Origin of the sequence: Pseudalkalibacillus sp. NRS-1564, from assembly GCF_050467905.1 — a bacterium.
GTDB classification, from domain to species: domain Bacteria; phylum Bacillota; class Bacilli; order Bacillales; family Guptibacillaceae; genus Guptibacillus; species Guptibacillus hwajinpoensis_B.
In genome coordinates this window covers 19006-37635 of sequence record NZ_JBITPM010000022.1, presented here as the reverse complement: position 1 = coordinate 37635, position 18630 = coordinate 19006, and the positions used below count along the sequence as shown (strand labels likewise).

The 18630-nt window shown below is 39.6% G+C and carries 22 protein-coding genes and 1 riboswitch; of the genes, 16 read left to right on the top strand and 6 right to left on the bottom strand.

Going from position 1 to position 18630, the window contains the following annotated elements; all coding sequences use genetic code 11:
* The first annotated feature begins 167 nt into the window (after window positions 1-167).
* The 6 genes from ACIFPW_RS12095 (at window position 168) to ACIFPW_RS12070 (ending at window position 3715) form a co-directional block, all read left to right on the top strand.
* A complete protein-coding gene (locus ACIFPW_RS12095; protein WP_430244496.1) occupies window positions 168-638 on the top strand; it encodes a hypothetical protein in 471 nt (156 codons plus the stop codon).
* A gap of 65 nt (window positions 639-703) precedes the next feature.
* Entirely contained in the window at window positions 704-1132 is a 429-nt protein-coding gene (locus ACIFPW_RS12090) for an HIT family protein (protein WP_430244494.1), read from the top strand.
* A 108-nt stretch (window positions 1133-1240) separates the two neighbouring features.
* A complete protein-coding gene (locus ACIFPW_RS12085) occupies window positions 1241-1765 on the top strand; it encodes a GNAT family N-acetyltransferase (RefSeq protein WP_430244492.1) in 525 nt (174 codons plus the stop codon).
* Between the two features lie 40 nt (window positions 1766-1805).
* The gene (locus tag ACIFPW_RS12080) at window positions 1806-2360 is read left to right on the top strand and encodes a hypothetical protein (RefSeq protein ID WP_430244489.1); all 555 of its coding nucleotides are present in this window, start codon (window positions 1806-1808) and stop codon (window positions 2358-2360) included.
* A gap of 113 nt (window positions 2361-2473) precedes the next feature.
* Window positions 2474-3106: a VC0807 family protein gene (locus ACIFPW_RS12075; protein WP_430244486.1), complete on the top strand. Its 633-nt coding sequence runs from the start codon at window positions 2474-2476 to the stop codon at window positions 3104-3106.
* Between the two features lie 60 nt (window positions 3107-3166).
* Window positions 3167-3715, top strand: coding sequence for a 2'-5' RNA ligase family protein (locus ACIFPW_RS12070; protein ID WP_430244484.1), 549 nt, complete (start codon window positions 3167-3169; stop codon window positions 3713-3715).
* Between the two features lie 64 nt (window positions 3716-3779).
* On the opposite strand, the gene ACIFPW_RS12065 is transcribed toward ACIFPW_RS12070, so the two are convergent.
* Window positions 3780-4853, bottom strand: a complete 1074-nt coding sequence (locus tag ACIFPW_RS12065; protein ID WP_430244482.1) for an AbrB family transcriptional regulator — start codon at window positions 4851-4853, stop codon at window positions 3780-3782.
* A gap of 223 nt (window positions 4854-5076) precedes the next feature.
* Between ACIFPW_RS12065 and ACIFPW_RS12060 the strand changes: the two genes are divergently transcribed.
* Both ACIFPW_RS12060 and ACIFPW_RS12055 read left to right on the top strand, forming a co-directional pair.
* On the top strand, window positions 5077-5568 hold the full coding sequence (locus ACIFPW_RS12060) for a DUF2798 domain-containing protein (RefSeq protein WP_430244480.1): 492 nt from the start codon (window positions 5077-5079) through the stop codon (window positions 5566-5568).
* Between the two features lie 280 nt (window positions 5569-5848).
* Window positions 5849-6673, top strand: coding sequence for an STAS domain-containing protein (locus ACIFPW_RS12055; RefSeq protein ID WP_430244478.1), 825 nt, complete (start codon window positions 5849-5851; stop codon window positions 6671-6673).
* A 605-nt stretch (window positions 6674-7278) separates the two neighbouring features.
* On the opposite strand, the gene ACIFPW_RS12050 is transcribed toward ACIFPW_RS12055, so the two are convergent.
* The 3 genes from ACIFPW_RS12050 to ACIFPW_RS12040 form a co-directional block, all read right to left on the bottom strand.
* Window positions 7279-8121: an aldo/keto reductase gene (locus ACIFPW_RS12050; protein ID WP_194220660.1), complete on the bottom strand. Its 843-nt coding sequence runs from the start codon at window positions 8119-8121 to the stop codon at window positions 7279-7281.
* A 205-nt stretch (window positions 8122-8326) separates the two neighbouring features.
* On the bottom strand, window positions 8327-8494 hold the full coding sequence (sda, locus tag ACIFPW_RS12045; protein WP_430244475.1) for a sporulation histidine kinase inhibitor Sda: 168 nt from the start codon (window positions 8492-8494) through the stop codon (window positions 8327-8329).
* Window positions 8495-8552: 58 nt separating this feature from the next.
* Window positions 8553-9194: an HD-GYP domain-containing protein gene (locus ACIFPW_RS12040; RefSeq protein ID WP_430244473.1), complete on the bottom strand. Its 642-nt coding sequence runs from the start codon at window positions 9192-9194 to the stop codon at window positions 8553-8555.
* Window positions 9195-9205: 11 nt separating this feature from the next.
* A riboswitch (cyclic di-GMP riboswitch) is annotated at window positions 9206-9289 on the bottom strand.
* Between the two features lie 135 nt (window positions 9290-9424).
* On the opposite strand from ACIFPW_RS12040, the gene ACIFPW_RS12035 reads away from it, so the two are divergent.
* Window positions 9425-10861, top strand: coding sequence for an FAD-dependent oxidoreductase (locus ACIFPW_RS12035; protein ID WP_430244471.1), 1437 nt, complete (start codon window positions 9425-9427; stop codon window positions 10859-10861).
* Window positions 10862-10983: 122 nt separating this feature from the next.
* On the opposite strand, the gene ACIFPW_RS12030 is transcribed toward ACIFPW_RS12035, so the two are convergent.
* The gene (locus ACIFPW_RS12030) at window positions 10984-11547 is read right to left on the bottom strand and encodes a CBO0543 family protein (protein WP_430244469.1); all 564 of its coding nucleotides are present in this window, start codon (window positions 11545-11547) and stop codon (window positions 10984-10986) included.
* Window positions 11548-11760: 213 nt separating this feature from the next.
* Here ACIFPW_RS12030 and ACIFPW_RS12025 point away from each other — a divergent pair, with 213 nt between their 5' ends.
* Window positions 11761-12177: a VOC family protein gene (locus tag ACIFPW_RS12025; RefSeq protein WP_430244466.1), complete on the top strand. Its 417-nt coding sequence runs from the start codon at window positions 11761-11763 to the stop codon at window positions 12175-12177.
* Between the two features lie 61 nt (window positions 12178-12238).
* Here ACIFPW_RS12025 and ACIFPW_RS12020 read toward each other — a convergent pair whose 3' ends face one another.
* Window positions 12239-12769, bottom strand: a complete 531-nt coding sequence (locus ACIFPW_RS12020) for a YceI family protein (protein WP_283152717.1) — start codon at window positions 12767-12769, stop codon at window positions 12239-12241.
* A gap of 276 nt (window positions 12770-13045) precedes the next feature.
* On the opposite strand from ACIFPW_RS12020, the gene ACIFPW_RS12015 reads away from it, so the two are divergent.
* The 6 genes from ACIFPW_RS12015 (at window position 13046) to ACIFPW_RS11990 (ending at window position 18591) form a co-directional block, all read left to right on the top strand.
* Complete coding sequence (locus ACIFPW_RS12015) at window positions 13046-13639, top strand: superoxide dismutase family protein (protein ID WP_430244464.1); 594 nt, start codon at window positions 13046-13048, stop codon at window positions 13637-13639.
* A 510-nt stretch (window positions 13640-14149) separates the two neighbouring features.
* Window positions 14150-14803 carry an ABC transporter permease gene (locus ACIFPW_RS12010; RefSeq protein ID WP_430244462.1) on the top strand — a complete coding sequence of 218 codons (654 nt, stop codon included), beginning with the start codon at window positions 14150-14152 and terminating at the stop codon, window positions 14801-14803.
* A gap of 16 nt (window positions 14804-14819) precedes the next feature.
* A complete protein-coding gene (locus ACIFPW_RS12005; RefSeq protein ID WP_303529872.1) occupies window positions 14820-15812 on the top strand; it encodes an ABC transporter ATP-binding protein in 993 nt (330 codons plus the stop codon).
* A gap of 4 nt (window positions 15813-15816) precedes the next feature.
* Window positions 15817-16554: an ABC transporter permease gene (locus tag ACIFPW_RS12000; RefSeq protein ID WP_430244460.1), complete on the top strand. Its 738-nt coding sequence runs from the start codon at window positions 15817-15819 to the stop codon at window positions 16552-16554.
* A gap of 17 nt (window positions 16555-16571) precedes the next feature.
* Complete coding sequence (locus ACIFPW_RS11995) at window positions 16572-17483, top strand: glycine betaine ABC transporter substrate-binding protein (protein ID WP_430244458.1); 912 nt, start codon at window positions 16572-16574, stop codon at window positions 17481-17483.
* A gap of 235 nt (window positions 17484-17718) precedes the next feature.
* Complete coding sequence (locus ACIFPW_RS11990; protein ID WP_430244456.1) at window positions 17719-18591, top strand: DMT family transporter; 873 nt, start codon at window positions 17719-17721, stop codon at window positions 18589-18591.
* Window positions 18592-18630 lie beyond the last annotated feature (39 nt).

The following is an 18630-nucleotide window of genomic DNA, read 5'->3' as shown; positions in this document are numbered from 1 at the left end:
ATTTGCACTTTATTTCATAAATAAAGCCCTAAGAAAATGGCTTAAGGTTGAAAGGAAGTGTTTGGACTTAGCTGAATGATAGGTGAAGGAATGGTTTCTCTCAAATGAGTTAAAATCGAGAAACAACTCAGGGTGTGAATTTTCATAAGACGTAAGGGGGATGGCATATGACGAAACGTTTATTACTCTTCCTTCTGATTGCATTACTAACTGCTTGCAGTGGGGAGTTGAACGGTGAGGAAGCGCCTAAACCAAAAGTGGAAGTGTGGAATCTTGATAAACAAGCGAAAACTGAAATAGCGCACAGCGCAAAAACGGTGTGCTGGAATGACTGTGTCATGGTAACAAAAGCTAATAATGAATCACAGAAAAACCCCGAAATTGTCGATATCGGCAAGCAATCCATAGGCATCAGTTTTGACGAGATGGAGCCAGCGCCATCTACGATCAATCTCATAAATGAAACGACGGGCGAACATATTAAATTGGATTCAAATAATATTACCATTAGCCCTTCGACTAATGGTGAAACAGTCTATCGTCTTCATTTCTTCTGGAATGGGAAAGGCGGTAAGTCTTTAGGAGAATCAACTTATCGGTTTGGTGTAAAAACGAGTAATGATTACCAGGTGAAGTAAAGGTTGGCTAGTAAAAGAAATAAGGTATTGCAACAAATAAATGCGATTAAGCAAAGGGGAAGAGAATGTCTATGAAATCAGCATGCTTAGGCTGTCAATTGGCAAACAAAATCCAATCGGTACATGTTGTATACGAAGATGATGATGTTTGTTGCTTTTTAGATATTGAGCCGTTTAACGAAGGTCATACGTTAATTGTACCTAAGAAACACTTTTTAGATGTGGAAGAGTTAGACATGAAAACAGCCAATGCGATCATGGTTGCTTCTATGAAAATTTCCCGAGCAATCAAAGCACTTTACGCGCCTGATGGAATCACAGTTTGCCAAAATGGCGGGACTTTCAACGATTTGAGTCATTACCATATGCATGTGATCCCGAGATATGAAGGACAAGCTTTCTATCATGAAGAAGAGAGCGAGAATGGTAAGGAAAAAGCTAGCTTAGGAGTCACGAAAGAGAAGTTAATGAAACAAATGGAAATGATGTCGTAAAGTGAAAAGTTGGTTTTTCATTAGAAGAACTTAAATGGCACTCCTGTGAAATGATTGAATTTTATTGTTTGTTTTGAAATAATTGGAATTGTATATTAATGAAAAATATTGTTCAAACCATTGCTACGGATAGGAGGGAAATTCCTGAAAACAGAAAGATGTTATCTCCGCTTATTTTCGGAGAGAGATTATGAGTCTGTTAAACAGCTTTATGAGAATGAGGATGTGCGAAAATATTTAGGTGGAACAGTGGAGGAAGAGGGGTTTAAGCATCATTTCACACATATGCTTCACGCAAAGAAAGGCCGCTACTGGGCGATCTTTCTAAATGACAGTCATGCGTTTATCGGTTTTGTTTTTCTTGATTCTTATCATGATGGTGCTCGTACAGAGATCGGATATCAGTTTCTACCACAGTACTGGCGGAACGGTTATGCGAGCGAGGTCGTTACTCGTGTGATCAAGCATGGATTTAGTGAATGGCAGCTACAAGAAATCGTCGCTGAGACACAAACGCGAAATATGGCGTCATGTAAGCTTTTGCGAAAAGTGGGTATGACGTGTGAAGCCCAATTGAAGCGATTTGGTGAAGAACAATCGATGTTTAGACTCTTCAATCCCACCGCGAGCTAGATACATAGTTTGAAATCACCGCAATAGAGGAGCTTGCGAAATGAAATGGAGTAGAAAAATGGTTACACTGAGCGTGGTTACTTGTTTGATGCTAGCTGCGTGTGGAAATAATTCAGCCGGTGAGCAAGCCGAGTCGAATGGCTCGAATGAAATGGTTAATAGTTCGAGTGAAGAATCCGACACTTCGATGAATGAAGAAGCAAGCACCGAAACGAGCGATGAAGCTTCTACTGATGAAGAAGGAACGGAAGAAGGCGAAGCAACATCTGATGATCCGAGTGACGAGGGTACAGAAGAGAATACGAATGATCATACAGAAGGTGATTCTAAGGAGGAGACTTCAGAATCGAGCGAGGTCACTATTACTTCTGGTACTTCGGCTGTCGATTATTTGAAGCGTGAATTAGAAGCTGATGAAACACAAAACATTGATTTTGCAGATATCGTTTTTAGAGAGATGGGACCGATTCAAACAGATGACGGGGGACCTTATTATACTGTGCAACTTACTTCCAAATCCCTTAAGGAAAAGGGTGGTTCTGGAACGGTAGGGTTGTACAAAGTGTATGAAGATGGAACGTATGAATTGAACTGATCACTCGTTTGATTTCTAATACGATGAAATTTCTAAGGAGGAGCTTTTCCGGGACGAGGAGAAGCTCTTGTTTTATAATCACAAGCGTTAGTACGGAGGAGGATGAACAGTTAGTGAATCGAAATATTCTCATATGGGATCTCATTTGCTATGTTGTATTTCCGATTGGCATTTGGCACCTGTCTCGAGACATCATTGGTGATTACTATGCTATGCTTATTTCAACGATTCCAGGGTTTATTTATAGTATTATCCGCTTTGTTTTACTGAAGAAAATAAACTTTTTTGGGATTTTTCTCATTGTGACGTTAGCAACGAGTACGTTAGTAGACGTTCTTTCAGGGTCTGCCATTCAAATGCTTTGGAATCACGTGGTCTATTCTTATGTAATCGCATTGATTATGATCATTAGTATTTTGATCAATCGACCTATTTATTTATTGTTTACAGTCGATATTATGGAGCTCCAAGGAAGGAGCCGTCGCATTCTAAAACAGGAGTTTTACCAGAAGAAAATCTTAACGATATTTAAACTCATCACTTTTGGTTTTGCGTGTAAGGATATCATCGTAGCGTCGATTAATGTTTGGCTAATCTTGCAATATGGGGTAGATTCTTTTGATAAAGGTATTCTTCTGAAACAAATAGTCGGTTGGGGGATTACGCTTATCTCCGTCTACGGGTTTTTCCATATTGCCAAATTACTACAATACAAAAGCAACAAAGAATTGGAACAAACGTTATAGCAAAATTGTATGAGAGAAGGCTTCGTAACAAAGGGGTAAGAAGAGAAAGGCGGCTAAACAGTGTACTGGTTTATAGCATTATTTGATGAGAAGACGGAACAGCAGGTGAAAGACATATGGAATGACCTGAGTGAGCAATCCATTTCTTTCTACGCAGAGGAAGTGAAGGATGGTAGACCGCATATTACATTAGGAAGCTATGAAAGCTTAGATAAAAAGAAGTTCATAGACGAAGTGGATGATTATTATAATGAAAAAGGTGGTTTTGAGATTACGTTTAATACAATCGGATCTTTCCTAGATTATGGAGCGATCTTTCTAACGCCTACAGTGACGCAGGAATTGCTTACGTTTCATGCGGATCATTATCAAAACCTTGGCGAATTCAATGAAACAGCTAACTCTTTATATTTACCTGGAAAGTGGATTCCTCACTGTACGTTAGCTAATGATCTTTCTCATGAAGATTTAGCGAAGGTCTATCACTACTGTATTGAACGGAATGATACGATCTATGGCAGAATCGAAGAAGTGGCACTGATCGAATTGGTTGAAGAAGATGAGGACGGAATGAACGCGCCGATTATTTACTCCAAAAGGTTAAAATGATGAACTTCTATGAAAATCATAAGAAAAAGCAGGTCACACTAAATTGATGTGAACCTGCTTTTTCTTATGTGTTTTCTTGTCCACTTATTTCATTACCTTGCTCTTTGGAAACCAGAAAAGGAACGAGCATTGGAATAATTAACACAAGCACGAGCAAGCGAATGACCTGCATGGCAGCGACGATGCTGGCATCTAAGTCAAGAGATGCTGCAACAGAAGACATTTGCGGTGCGCCAGCTGGAACGATCGCGAGTAGACTTGTAATGAAATCGAGCGGTGTCATGAGATAGAACACAAACGTTACGACAAATGTTAAGAAAAAGAATGAGAGAAGAATCCAAACACTTGTCCACCCAATTTCTTTGATTTCCTTTAAAGCTTTGCGATCAAATCGCACTCCGATGATGACGCCTAGCATCGCCATCCCCAAACCTACAAGGAGATTCGGCATGGTTGGAAGCGGTTGGATAAACGTGTGAAAGAGAAATCCAATGATAATGGCGTATAGAAAAGGGGCGATCGGAATGCGCCATTTCTTTGCGAGGAAAAGGGTGATTCCAATTAACAAAAGGTAGAAAAGACTGGCGAGTCCTATCGGCATATTCACTTGAGATGTGGCTTTCATCGCAGCACCCTGTACTTCATCTGTTGATAGAAAGGAAGACATAAAACCAGCGACGAGCGGGATAGTTGAGACGAGCATCATGATGCGAACCGTTTGAAAGGCAGCAACCATACCTAGGTTCGCCTTGTATTCGCGGCTCAGAGCCATCATGACCGATGCACCGGCTGGTAAACAGCAGAATAGCGCTGTTTTTGAATCAAGATTTGAATAGTTATTTAGAATTTTTCCTAAAACCCAGCTTGCAATTAATAAGATGATCATTGAGACGGCTAGAGGGAGTAGGTAACTTGCGACCTCCTGAAACATTTTCGCTTTAATACTTAAGCTGATGCTGACACCGATCACGGCTAACGAGAGGTCAAACAATAAATTCGGATATGCCATATCATCAATCATAAGTCGATAGAAGGCTCCAACAAGCATTGCACCTAGTAACCATCCAGCTGGAATGTTGATAAGATCAAAGAGAAACCCAACAGTAAAAGCTATGAAGAGTAGTAGTCCTTTTTTCATTCAAACAGCACCTTCAAAAAACAATATCGTTGTATGTCGAGAAGACCAGATCGTAACAGTCTTTCTCTTGAATCGAGAACAGTGATTTTCATCAGTGTAGCATATCTTCATTAGCATATTCATGCGATACGGTTCGCTTTAAATGTTCACAAAATGTTCACTTACGAGCGCGAATTGAAATGACTATACTTGTCACTATGCTAGAAAGAAAGGATGAGTTGTTTTGCCAGAAACGAAAAAAGAAGGTTTTTATTTTGGGTTAATGATGTGTTTTGGAATGGTATGTGTGATGACATTCTATAACTTATCTACGAATGGATTATTGGGAGAAATGGCTCTTATAGAATTGCTGATGAGTCTATTGCTTGGCTATATTATCGCTTTGTCATTTGAATTTATTGTGGTAGCTCCCATTGCGAAGAAAATTACGTTTCGTTTGCCTTTTAACAAATCTTATAAATGGAAGGTCATTTTAATTCTTTCAACTTGTATGGTTATCGGTATGGTATTCTTTATGTCTTTTTACGGATTAATAATGTCATATGCTAATATCGGATCTATGGAGTATTCCTTCCTAAGAGAGTATGTTTCGTTATTTATGAAGAATGTCATTGTAGCCTTCCCGTTACAGCTCCTTATTATGGGCCCACTCGTTCGGTGGTTGTTCGTGAAGTATGTAAAAACGAATAAAACAATGAGTGCTAGAGCGCAGTAATGGAATAAGTAGCGGTGAATTTGGTTTATTGGGGAAGTGAACAACTTCGTAAAGAAAAAAGGATGCGCTTCTGGAGGAACGGGTTATGTTTTAAGGTGAAAATCATCATTGATAAGCTATTTTAGAACAGAAAATAACTCTTAAAAAATCACCGTTAGGTGGTTTTTTGCGTCTAATAATGAATTAAGTACCTTAAAAAACCTAGGAGGATTTACTGCATAAAAGTATAGCTTGTTTTATAATAAAAGCAACTAGTTTATAACTATAGGAGGAGAGGCAATTGCAATCGATTACGTATGAAGATTCATTCCAATTCATCGAATTTTTCGAAGCAAACATCCAAGTCTTTACAGATACGCTACTAAAAGAAGCTGTCAACGTTAAAGATAAGATCTATGAAATACTAAGAGTAGGCAATATCGATCTTGTTACTAATGCTCAAACACTCGTAGTTTATATCATTGAAGAAAATGATCAGGACCTTCATGCATTTGCGGAACAAGAAGGAATTGCCTGGGCAACACATTCCCTTGCTATCTCTTTTAAATTAGAGTGGGTACAAGCTATACGTCGAACACTGTGGATGTTTTTTCAAAAATATACCGAGGAAAGTAATGATAAGGATTTTAATTTCTTTGAAATGGAAAAACAAATTAACAACCGAGTAGACTACTTTTTGAATTCCTTTTTCATAAGTTATACGAAATATAAAGATTCGCTTATAAAGGCTCAGAGAGAACTAGTTGAAAATCTTTCAGTACCAATTATTCCAATAAACCACTCGGTAAGCATTCTCCCTTTAATAGGAGCAATTGACGCTCAACGAACCGAAATACTTGAGGATAAGGTATTATCCGTAATAAGCGAAATGCGTATCCAAACTTTGATTATGGACTTGTCCGGAGTTGCAGAAATAAGGCGTGAAGAGGTTTACCGATTGATTCAAATCATTGATGGCGCCTCACTAATGGGGTGTAACACTGTCATAACCGGATTAAGGAAGGAAGTTGTAAGGAAAGTAACGGAGCTTGGCATTAAATTAGGTGAAGAAATCAAAACGTTAGGTACGTTACAGCAGGCATTAGGGAAATATTTTATTGCTTAATGATGCTATCCTGTGTCTATAGATACTAGGGTAATAAATTAAAAGACGGACCCAAAAGAACGATCCGCCAATTATATATCTAGTTATTCTGTTTTTTAAAGCAACCGTTCGTAATATAAAGTTAGCCAGACTTTTCTGGTTAACTTTTTTATATGTTCTTACTATAGCGGTGATGGGGGCTGAACGTTGCACATCTAAGGCTCTATTCCCGTTAGGTAAACACTTCACTCCCTACTTGTACATACATAAGGCTTAAAATCCAAGCTCCCTTTAACTAGCCTTCGAGTTAATCGAAGAATAGAAGTTTCTCTCTTTTTACATTTCACCATACAATTTCCATATTATCCATTCATTATCTACCGAAATTGAAGTCGTTTTAAACTACTAATTCTGGCGCGTACAATGGATGTCTAAATGATATTCTAAAAATGGTTGAAAGATACAACCAAAAGAGCAACACCAAGGTAAAGTAAAGAGTCTGATTTAGCTATCAAATCAGACTCTAGAACAGTATATATTTGTATACTTGCAGCTCTAAACAGAACCTGTTATGGCCGCAGGGCATCCTTTTCTAGTTGGTTAGTTAACTCGTTAGAGGGAGAAATTTAAAATTCTTCATAAGTAGCTGGATCTTGATCATTCAATCGTCCATTTGGTTTCGTTAATTCAGCCATCATCGCCATTTCTGTTTCATTTAAAGAAAAGTCAAAGATAGAGAGGTTCTCAAGCTGACGTTCTGGAGAAGAAGATTTAGGAATCGGGATGGATCCTAATTGATAATGCCAGCGTAAAATCACCTGAGAGACTGATTTGTTATGTTGATTTGCAATTTGACTGATCGTTTCATTTTCTAAAATGTCCGTCACTCGAGCTAGCGGACTCCAGGATTGTGTTTTGATGTTGTTTTGTTGATGAAATCTTCTCTGATCTTCCTGGTTGAAGAAGGGGTGTAGTTCGATTTGATTGATGCTTGGCTTTACGCCGGTTTCCTTTTCCAATTGCTCTAGATGCTCCGGAAGGAAATTACATACGCCAATCGAGCGAATGAGTCCCCATTTCTTAGCGTCAATTAAAGCTTGCCAAGCTTCTGGATAAAGACCTTGTTTAGGGTTCGGCCAGTGAATGAGGTACAAATCATAATAATCCAGGTTGGCTCTATATAACGACTCTTGAATGGCTGTAACAGCTTTCTTATATTCTTGATAGCGACCTGGTAATTTAGAAGTGACGCGCAGTTCATTTCTAGGAACTGTACTTCGACGAATGGCTTCGCCTACGGTTCCTTCGTTTTCGTAATTGTAAGCTGTATCGATGAGGCGATAGCCAACGTCAATCGCACTATTAATTGCAGTTGCGCCTTCATTTCCATTTAGCAAGTAAGTACCGAAACCGATAGCGGGTAGTGTAAGACCATCATTCAACGTTAGTTCTGGGATTGATTCCTTCAACAAAGATCATTCCTTTCAATAATAATTAACTTTTTTATCTCACTTTAAATCTACCACTTCCTAAAAAATGCAAACATATGTAAGCGTATTAACAGTAAATTTATTTGTGAAGGGAGATGAAATCAATTAAATTTATCAAAAAAAGCTTATTGGCCAGTTGTGACCAGATAAGCTTTTTTATATAGCGTCATGAGAGGCTGTCTCATCAAGTGAAATTGGCGATTTGTTCGTAACACTCCGTACGTGTTTGGGGAGGATTGATGCCTCTTCGGATGATTTCGCTCGTTAACATTTCAATAAAAGCTTCATCTAATTGAAGAGTATACGCATCACAAAATGCAATTAGTAAATCCTTAGTTGATAAGAGTCGCAATCTATTCGCCCTCCCTATTGTATTTGGTTTTGTTTAAACGGTTATTGAATAGCGCTGCTTAATTTTGACGTTTGGCATAATCAAAATAATGAAGCAGAACCTTTTTCCCTTTTAGCCGTTTTTCCAAATAAGAGATAAACAAGGAGGTAGTGGATGGCTCATAGAAGTTATTCCGATGAACGTTAATTTCATGAATGGCTGATTGGTCAGAACGTTTTGGACGATAAGCTCGATCAGACGTCATCGCAATGAAGCTATCGATGACTCGAAGAATCGAAACAGATCGAGGAATTTGCTCATATTGTAATTGATAAGGATAGCCAGTACCATCGCTATTCTCATGATGATTTAGTATAAGAGACGGCTCAATATCAATCTCTGGAAAATCATTAAGTAGCTCTATTCCAAACTCTGGATGCCGCTCGACATACTCTTTCTCATAAAGGGTTAGTGGGCTCTTTTTTTGAAGAATTTCTGTTGGGACAAGTAGTTTACCGATGTCATGTAGCAAAACAGACTCAAGAAAGCGCCGTTTCAACAGTGATCGGAAATTGTAATGCAAACAGAAATCAATGAAGTAGCTCGTAGTTTGTACTGAATGGAGAAAGCTATGAGGGTCGTGACGTCTTAGGAGTTCCATCATTCGCAGTGTGTGTGATGAAAATAAATTAGCGTGCCCGTACAATGTACACTTTTCCATGTTCATTCTCCTTTTTAAGGAGCCGGTTGCACTACTTGCTCCCTATCACTCAAGTGCCCAGGCTAGAATGATAGTTCATCGCATTCTCTTTTTTTGTGGTTCTCTTACTGAGGTATCTTGACATAAGGATATACTTATATAATAAATACCATAAAAAGGTGAATTTGTTAACTGTTTTCTTTGATTTTTCAGTTTTTTTATTTGGAACGCCAATGAAAGGAGATTGGGAAATGAATTCTGACGTACTAATTGTTGGCGCAGGTCCTACGGGTCTTGTATTAGCACTCCACCTAGCGAAATATGGAGTTTCATTTCGGATCATCGAGAAAAATGAGGGACCCGGAGAAGCATCGCGTGCGCTAATTGTACACGCTAGAACCCTAGAATTTTATAACCAAATGGGCTTCGCAGAAGAAGTCATCCACCGGGGGATTAAAGTGAAGTCTATCCAATTTCGAGAAGGAATGAAAGCAAAAGCCAACATCAATTTTCACGATCTTGGAAAAGGATTAAGTCCTTTCCCATTTGCCCTAAGCTATCCGCAAGATGATCACGAGCAGCTGCTAATTAACAAATTAGCCGACGAAGGCGTTGAGGTAGAATGGAAGACAGAGTTGGTTTCATTTATGGATGAAGGGGACCATGTTCAAGCCGTTATTAAAAAAGATAATAAGGAAGAGCGGAGTGAGTTTTCATATATATGCGGGTGTGATGGAGCACACAGTACCGTTCGAAGAGAACTTGCTTTTGATTTTCCAGGTGGAACGTATGAGGAACTGTTTTTTGTGGCAGATGTTAAAGCGAACACCGGCCAGTTATCTGAAAGTAGTTTAAATGTGTATTTAGATTCTGACACCTTTTACCTGTTCATGCCAGTTAGAAGCACGGGAATGGAGCGGATTATTGGAATAGTTCCTCGCCATTTAACCGATCAAAGCTCAGTTGCGTTCAAGGATTTCCAGTCGCTGATCGAGCAGAGAACAGGCTTAACGATTCAGCATGTGAACTGGTTCCAAACGTACAAAGTCCATCATCGCGTTAGCAGTCACTTTAGAAAAGGACGTTCCTTTATTGCCGGAGATGCTGGACACATTCATAGCCTGGCTGGCGGACAGGGCATGAACACCGGGATTGGGGACGCGGTGAACTTAGCGTGGAAGCTAGCCGCAGTGCTGCTTCAGAAAGCGGATGAAGCTATTCTTGATACGTTTGAAAAGGAGCGCATTGGCTTTGCGAGAACGCTAATCGATACAACAGATCGAGCATTTACTTCTATTATAGGCGATCACATGACGAGCAGATTACTGCGCAAAATCGTTATACCGAACGTGGCTCCATTTGCGCTTCGTTCCTTTTCAATTGCTCGAAAAGCAGCCTTTAGAAGGCTTTCTCAAATCAACATTCATTATCGCAACAGTCAACTTAGTGATGGTACAGCGGGGAAAGTTCATGGTGGAGATCGTCTGCCATGGATTCAAACAAATTCATGCCATAATTATGATGCACTTAAGTTAATGGATTGGCAGCTTCACGTATACGGCCAGGCAAATGAAGCCGTTAAGGATTTTGCCAGGGTATCTGGATATGCTCTATATGAGTTTAGCTTTGAAAAAGCAATGACGAAAAAAAGGATTGCAGGAAAATGCGCTGTACCTGATCCGGCCTGATGGTTATGTAGCTTTAGCGGATAGTGAACAGAATGTGGAAAGATTGAAACAGTACGTATCAAAATTCAACATTTTATCTTTAGACAAGGAGACTTAAGGGCAAGATTCAGTTTCTTGTTTCCTTAAGTCTCCCTGCTTTGTTTAGACATTTTGATAAAAATATCCGTTATCACTTTCGCTACATATGTGACGAATAAATAGGCTGCTAATAAAACAAACCAATTGGTGTATAGTTCAAAGAGGTCGAGCCAAATTAAAATCGGCTTAAAAATAAACGTAAAGCCTACTGCTGAAAGCGTGCCGTATAACCAGTAGTTTTTCTTATGTGATAAGCACCACTGATAAAGCAAAATAAAATAGACCGGGACAAGAGCTCCATCAATACTAATGCTTGCAGGTAATTGGGGAATCGCAATGTAAGGATAATCCCACCAGGATTTACGAACACCTAATGCATCCACATAAGCAGCTATGACGTGAACGGAATAGCCAAAAAATCCAAGCAGAAAAATTTTGCGTCGATCGATTCGAAAATAAAGGATAATCAGCGGCACGAAGATGAACGCTAAAATAAGCCAAAATTGCCAGGTTGTATAGTCAGAATAACTTTGCCAATAATGACTTGCTTTCTCTTCAAGCTCTCTTCGCAACAAGACAATTTGATCAAACTGCTGTTGTCGATCCATTATGAACACCACCTTTATGGGGTAGTATTCTACGCAAGAATAGTTGTTATTACGTTTTGTAGAAATTTTCTTTATGGAAAGCTGTGCACGGTGAACGTGATGATTCATTTTTCTTATGCGTCATAAAAACTTTTGGGAAATGGATAAGGAGTTTGAGGTTTCATAGCGAAATGAATAGAGGAGGTATTTCATTTTTCTAAGGAGAGTGATCGAATGGCTCAAACGGCGAAGCACGTGTTTGTGAATTTACCGGTCAAGGATCTCGATAGATCCATCGCTTTTTTCTCTGAAATTGGCTTTGAATTTAACCCACAGTTTACAGATGAGAACGCGACGTGCATGGTGATCAATGAAAATACTTTTGTTATGTTACTTGTAGAGGAGTTCTTCAAGACATTTACGAAGAAGAACCTTACGAACGCCAGAGAATCAACGGAAGTCATTTTGGCACTATCTGCAGAAAGTAATGATGAGGTGGATCAAATGGTGAATCGTGCGCTTGCAGCTGGAGGTAAAGCTTCGAATGATCCCATCGATCATGGATTCATGTATGCCTGGAGTTTTCAGGACATTGATGGCCACTTGTGGGAAGTGATGCATATGGATGAAAGTGCAATTGAACAGGGATAATAGCTTCATAAACCAAAACACCTCATCCGTTAGGGGATGAGGTGTTTCCATTTGCTTTCGCTTATTCAGCTACAACAAACTCAAAGTTACCTTCGAATTTCACGTCTTTTCCAAGCAAGAACCCACCTGTTTCCATCGCTGCATTATACGTCATGCCGTAAGCTTCACGGTTCACTTTACCTGAAACGTCAAAACCAGCTACTGTGCTGCCATCAAGTGGGCTTTTGGATTTGCCGTTATATTCGACTGTGAACGTTTCTTCTTTCGTTACGCCTTTAATCGTGAAATCTCCTGTTACATCGTACTCTTCGTCAGATTTCTTAGTAATCGACTTACTTTGGAAGACCATATTTGGGTATTGATCCGCTTCAAAGAAATCGCCAGAGCGAAGGTGTCCGTCACGGTCTTCGTTACCTGTATCGATTGATTTTACAGAGATAGTGACTTTAATGTTTGCGGAAGTCAGGTTATCAAGATCGCCGTTGAAATCGACGTCAAAGTCAGTAAACTCACCTTTTGCTTTTGATACCATCATATGCTTGATTTGAAAATCTAAACTGCTGTGAACCTTATCTAGTGTTAAAGTAGCCATTGAAAAATTCCTCCTCAGGATTTTTGCTTTTTAGTATAGATTAAAGATAACGTAAATTTATCTCGAAGTCAAGATACTTTAAGTTAAGACGTTGTTAATATTCTTTCAATATTCCGTGAAACTTTTTATCCACATTTAAAACGTCTTGCCTCATACTAAAGCCTCTTTTTAGTCATAATCCGGTAGTTAATTGGAAGGAATTTGGATTTGTCGGGTTTACTGAATGGAAAGTGGTGTCATGATGGTAAGTATAAAGGGAGAAAAGGAGCTGTTTCGATGAAAAGATGGACGATTCTTTTACTAATGATGAGTGTACTACTTGTGTTAGCCGCCTGTGGAGGAGGTAACGAAGAAGGAACAACAGATAACGAACCTGAAACGACAACGGAAAATGCTGGTGAAAGCGATCAGGAGCAAATGGAAACGATCACTGTCAGCATGAAGAACCAGGATGAGGAAGAGATTGGTACAGCTGAGTTGATGGAACATGATGGTGCAACGATGATCAGTCTTGACGTAAGTAATTTACCAGAAGGAGAGCACGGTTTTCATATTCATGAAACTGGATCATGTGAAGCGCCAGATTTCAAATCGGCAGGCGGTCATTATAATCCCGGTGATATGGATCACGGTACGGAATCCGAAAATGGACCACACGCAGGAGATATGGAAAATATCGAAGTGGCCGAAGATGGAACACTACAAACCGATATTATGAATGATAAAGTAACCTTAAAAGCAGGAGAAGAAAATTCGTTGCTAAAAGAAGGTGGAACAGCCATTGTCATTCATGCCGGTGCAGATGATATGGAATCACAGCCATCAGGAGATGCCGGAGATCGTATTGCGTGCGGTGTGATAGGTGAATAAGTGAGAAAAGGTGAAAAAGGATTTCATGGGTTTTGAGCCGTGGATCCTTTTTTATGTATTTCAAGCTATGGAAAACAGAGGACAAGTAGGAGGAAGGGCGTTTGTGAGCCGCCCTTATTTGTTGTTTGGACAATAAAAATGAAATTTGGCCAATAAAATTATATTTTAGCCAATATACAGCGATAAGCATCGCAAAAGCCACTGATTCCGTGGTGGGGGAGTGCTCCTTTATTAGAATGAGAGATTTTCATACATGAAAATTATAAATTCGCAGAAAATTCAGGGTTAGTACTTTGATATTAGGGTATTAAGATAGAGTTAACTCGAAAACATTTGTTTTGCCTTCCAAAGGAAAGCTGAAATGAAACTTTCTCATTCGTATAAACAAATGTTTGTCAATACGAGCGAAAGAGACAGTGGATCAAAGAGGGTGAAAGTTCGTTCGTAGGTTGGTAATTTGTACCTAATTTGATACAATGATGAAATTGAATGAAAAAGGAGGTTATCGTATTGGACAAGTGGATGAAATTTCTCGAGGTAAACGCTCCTCGTATTTTTGATTTAGCGATTGAGCACACGATACTCGTCGGCTTAGCGATCATTGTTGCACTTATCATTGGCGTCCCTCTAGGCATTTACTTAACAACAAATGATTATTTAACTGAGACGATTCTGCAAATTGCTTCTGTCATGCTTACGATTCCGAGTATTGCTTTATTCGGTATTATGATTCCGGTCTTCTCGATCGTCAATCAGGGAATTGGTTTTGTTCCAGCTTTTGTAGCACTGGTTCTGTATTCGCAGCTCCCCATTATACGTAATACATATACCGCCATTCGTAACGTAAACCCTGAAATGCGAGATGCAGCAAAGGGTTTAGGGATGAAAACGAGTCAGCGACTGCTTCGCGTCGAAATTCCGAATGCGTTCCCCATCATAATGGCAGGTATTCGAACAGCCGTTGTACTTAACATCGGAATCGGTGTCATCGCTGCTTATATTGGTGCAGGAGGACTCGGTGTTCTTATCACTCAGGGCATTTCACGTGGGGACAATTACTTAATTATTAGTGGCTCAATTGCCGTTGCCATTCTTGCTATGATCGCAGATGGTATCTTGTTATGGATTCAAAAACGCTATACACCAAAAAGCATTGCGAATTAAGGAGTGAGGTGAAGAAATGATTACATTTGATCAAACAACCAAAACATTTGAAGGCGGCGTAACAGCTGTGAATGGTGTAGACTTCACCGTTGAAAAAGGACAAATTGTGGTTTTATTAGGCCCGTCAGGCTGTGGGAAAACAACCCTACTTCGAATGGTGAATCGTTTGGAATCGATTTCAGATGGAAAGATCACTATTGATGGTGAAGATTCTATGTCTTTAGACCAAATTGCTCTTCGAAGAAAAATTGGCTACGTCATTCAAAGCAATGGTCTATTTCCGAATATGACGATTGAAGAAAACGTGATGATTGTTCCCGACCTTTTAGGTTGGAAAAAGAAAGAGAAGCGCAATCGTTTTAATAAATTGATGGAAATGATCGGATTAAGCGGTGAGAAATTTGGTAAACGTTATCCGCATGAGCTTTCTGGAGGACAGCAGCAGCGTATTGGTGTTATTCGCGCATTAGCAGCTGACCCGCCCGTTATGCTAATGGATGAGCCATTTGGCGCACTTGATCCGATTATTCGTGAGAAAATTCAAGATGAATTTCTTCAAATTCAGCGTGAAGTAAAGAAAACAATTCTTTTCGTTAGTCATGACATTGACGAAGCGATTAAAATGGCAGACAAAATCGTTCTATTACGCGGTGGGGAAGTAATGCAATACGATACGCCATCTGAAATGCTTGTTCGTCCTAAGAATGAATTTGTTCGTGAATTCTTCGGGAAAGACCGTGCAATCAAGAGCTTAAGTCTTCATACTATTCAAGATATTCAAGAAATCATTGGTCTTGTTAATGAAGATGAAACGATTGAGGATACCATTACGATTAATGTTCACCACGATTTACGAAATACGTTATCAATGCTTCTAAATCAAGAAGCGGATCAAGTCATTGTAGTTGATGATGACGGTAACAAACTTGGCGCCATTACGATTGATCTCGTTCAAAAGTATCTTCATTTTGAAATTAAGGCAAAGCCTACCCTGGTGCAGAAGGGGTGATTTGATGAATAAGAAAAAAGTTATGAGCCGTATTGTAAGCTTTCTCGTCTACGGAATAGTGGCCGTGTTCTTTATTTGGGCCATCAGCAACAGCTATTTTGACTATATTTTCAGTCAAACTAGTACGTTTCTTCACTTATTGAAGCAGCATATGCAGCTTGTACTTGTTTCTTCTTTCCTAGCGGTCATCGTAGCGCTACCTGTTGGTATTCTTGTCACGCGTAAAAGCTTTCGAAGAGCCGAGTGGGTCGTTTCAAATACGGTCAACCTTGGTCAAACGATTCCAAGTCTTGCTGTTCTTGCTTTGATGATTAGTATTCTAGGTATCGGATTTAACACGGCAGTATTTGCCCTATTTATCTACTCGCTGTTACCGATGTATCGGAATACGGTTGCGGGAATTGATTCCATCGATGAGAATTTAATCGATGCAGCAAGAGGAATGGGCATGAAGCCAATCCAAATACTCTTTCGAATTGAATTACCGAATGCATCGTATTCGATTCTTGCAGGTATTCGTACAGCCGTCGTATTAAATATCGGAACGGCTGCACTTGCTTATGTTGTCGGCGGTGGCGGACTAGGCGTATGGATCTTTACCGGCATCCAGTTATTTGATAACGGTTATTTAATTTCTGGTGCTATTCCAGTAACCTTACTAGCTATTTTTGTAGACTATCTTCTTCGATTACTTGAACGAAAGATTGTACCAAAGGGATCTAGACCACCACAAGAAACGTAACGACAGGAGGTGTTTGTATGAAAAGAAAACTATTTCGTATTATCGGAATCATTTCCATCCTTTCCATGCTAGCCTCGTGCTCAAGCGTAGGGATTGGCGGGAAACAGATTTCGGTTGGTGGCAAGAACTTTACAGAGCAATACCTACTTTCCGAAATGACCGCTTTTCTTCTAAAGGAGGAAGGGTTTGACGTGAAGCAAATGAACAACCTGGGGAGTACCGTTGTTCGTAAAGCGCTCGAAAATAGTCAGGTTGATATGATGTGGGAGTATACCGGAACGGCACTCATTACATATATGGGCGAAGAGCCGATTGCTGATCCAGTGGAAGCATTTGAGAAGGTCAAAGAGTTAGATGCCAAGAATAATGATATCCATTGGATGAACATGTCTAATGTTAACAACACCTATGCTCTCGCTATGAAGAAAGAGCAGGCAGAAGAATTGGGGATTGAATCGATTAGTGATTTAGCGAAGTATGTGAATGAAAACCCAGGAGAGCTAACGATGGCCTCAGACGCAGAGTTTGCGAATCGACCTGATGGATTGCCTGGCGTAGAGAAAACATACGGGTTTGAATTTGATTCCAGTCAAATTAAACTAATGGATCTTGGTTTAACACAAAGGTCTTTAGACAATGGGCAGGTCGATGTCTCGGTCGCATTTGAAACAGATGCTACTATTGTCGAGTATGACCTTGTTACCCTGAAGGACGATAAAACCTTCTTCCCGCCATATAGAGCGGCGGTTAGTATCAATGAGGATGTATTCGAAAAGTATCCAGAAGTGGAAGAAATCACAGCGCGTTTAGGTGAAAAACTAAACAGTGATATTATGCGTGAGTTGAATTATAAAGTCGATATTGAAGGAAACAGCGTCTCTGTTGTTGCCCATGATTGGTTAGTAGAGAATGGTTTACTAGATGAATAATAGTAATAAAAGCTCATCCTGAAGAAAGAATCAGGATGAGCTTTTATATGTATGATGGAGAATACGCTCAATTATTGGCGAATTCCTAAGTTATCGTATAATTATTAAAATATTATGGCGTTGTAGTAAAAAGTATGGAATATGAACGGGTTTGCATGATTTTGGTTTTAGTGTTTAAGAGAGTGGGAATTTCCTCCAAACAGGTCATAAAGGCTTCATTTTAGGAGGGTATAAAATGCATTTATATAATATAGGGTATGTTATCATGGCAGCCGTTTTGTGGGGGATTTCCGGGGGATTAGCCGGGATATTAATGGATAAAGGTTGGGATCCGCTGGTGATCTCATTCTATAGAGGATCGATAGGGTTTGTTTGTATTTTTGTATGGCTACTTCTTCATCGAAAAGGAAATAAAATAAAGTATTCAACGAAGACGATGATGTGGTCAGTACTAGCAGGATTAGCGGTCGCTGGGAATTTCAGTTTTTACTTTCTTAGTATTTCGGAATCTGGTGTAGCGGTAGCGTCAACTTTGATGTACACGGCACCACTGTTCGTGCTGTTTAGTTCATTTCTTTTTCGAATAGAGACCGTCACCCCATTTAAGGTCATTGCAATGGTTATTGTGATGGGGGGAATCAGTTTATTAACAAACGTTTATGAAACGGGACTTGGCAGTTTAAATATTCTTGGAATTACAAGTGGACTATTATCAGGTCTTTCATACGCTCTGTTTATTTTTGGTTTTAAGAACGCTTCTAAAGAAGGCCGCCCGCCTTTTGTCCTTAGTATGGCTTTTGCGACATTTACCATTGTTATGTTACTATTTATTGACCATAAGGAAGCGCTCGACGCCTTGTTTTCAGAGGATCTGATTTGGTTCATCACTCTCGGTATCATCGGCGCAGGTATTTCTTTCTACTTATATATAGAAGGTTTGAAGAAAACGTCAGCATCCGTTGCAGCGATCATCGCGATGGTCGAACCGGTTACGGCTTCCCTATTTGGATTAGTTATTTTGGGAGAGGTTTTGACTTTAACGCAAAGTATAGGGCTTGTGATCATTCTTATTACGATTACACTATTGAGTCGAAAACAAAAGGGATAAGAAGCAGAACTTTTTAACATATCACTTAGGAGGCAATTG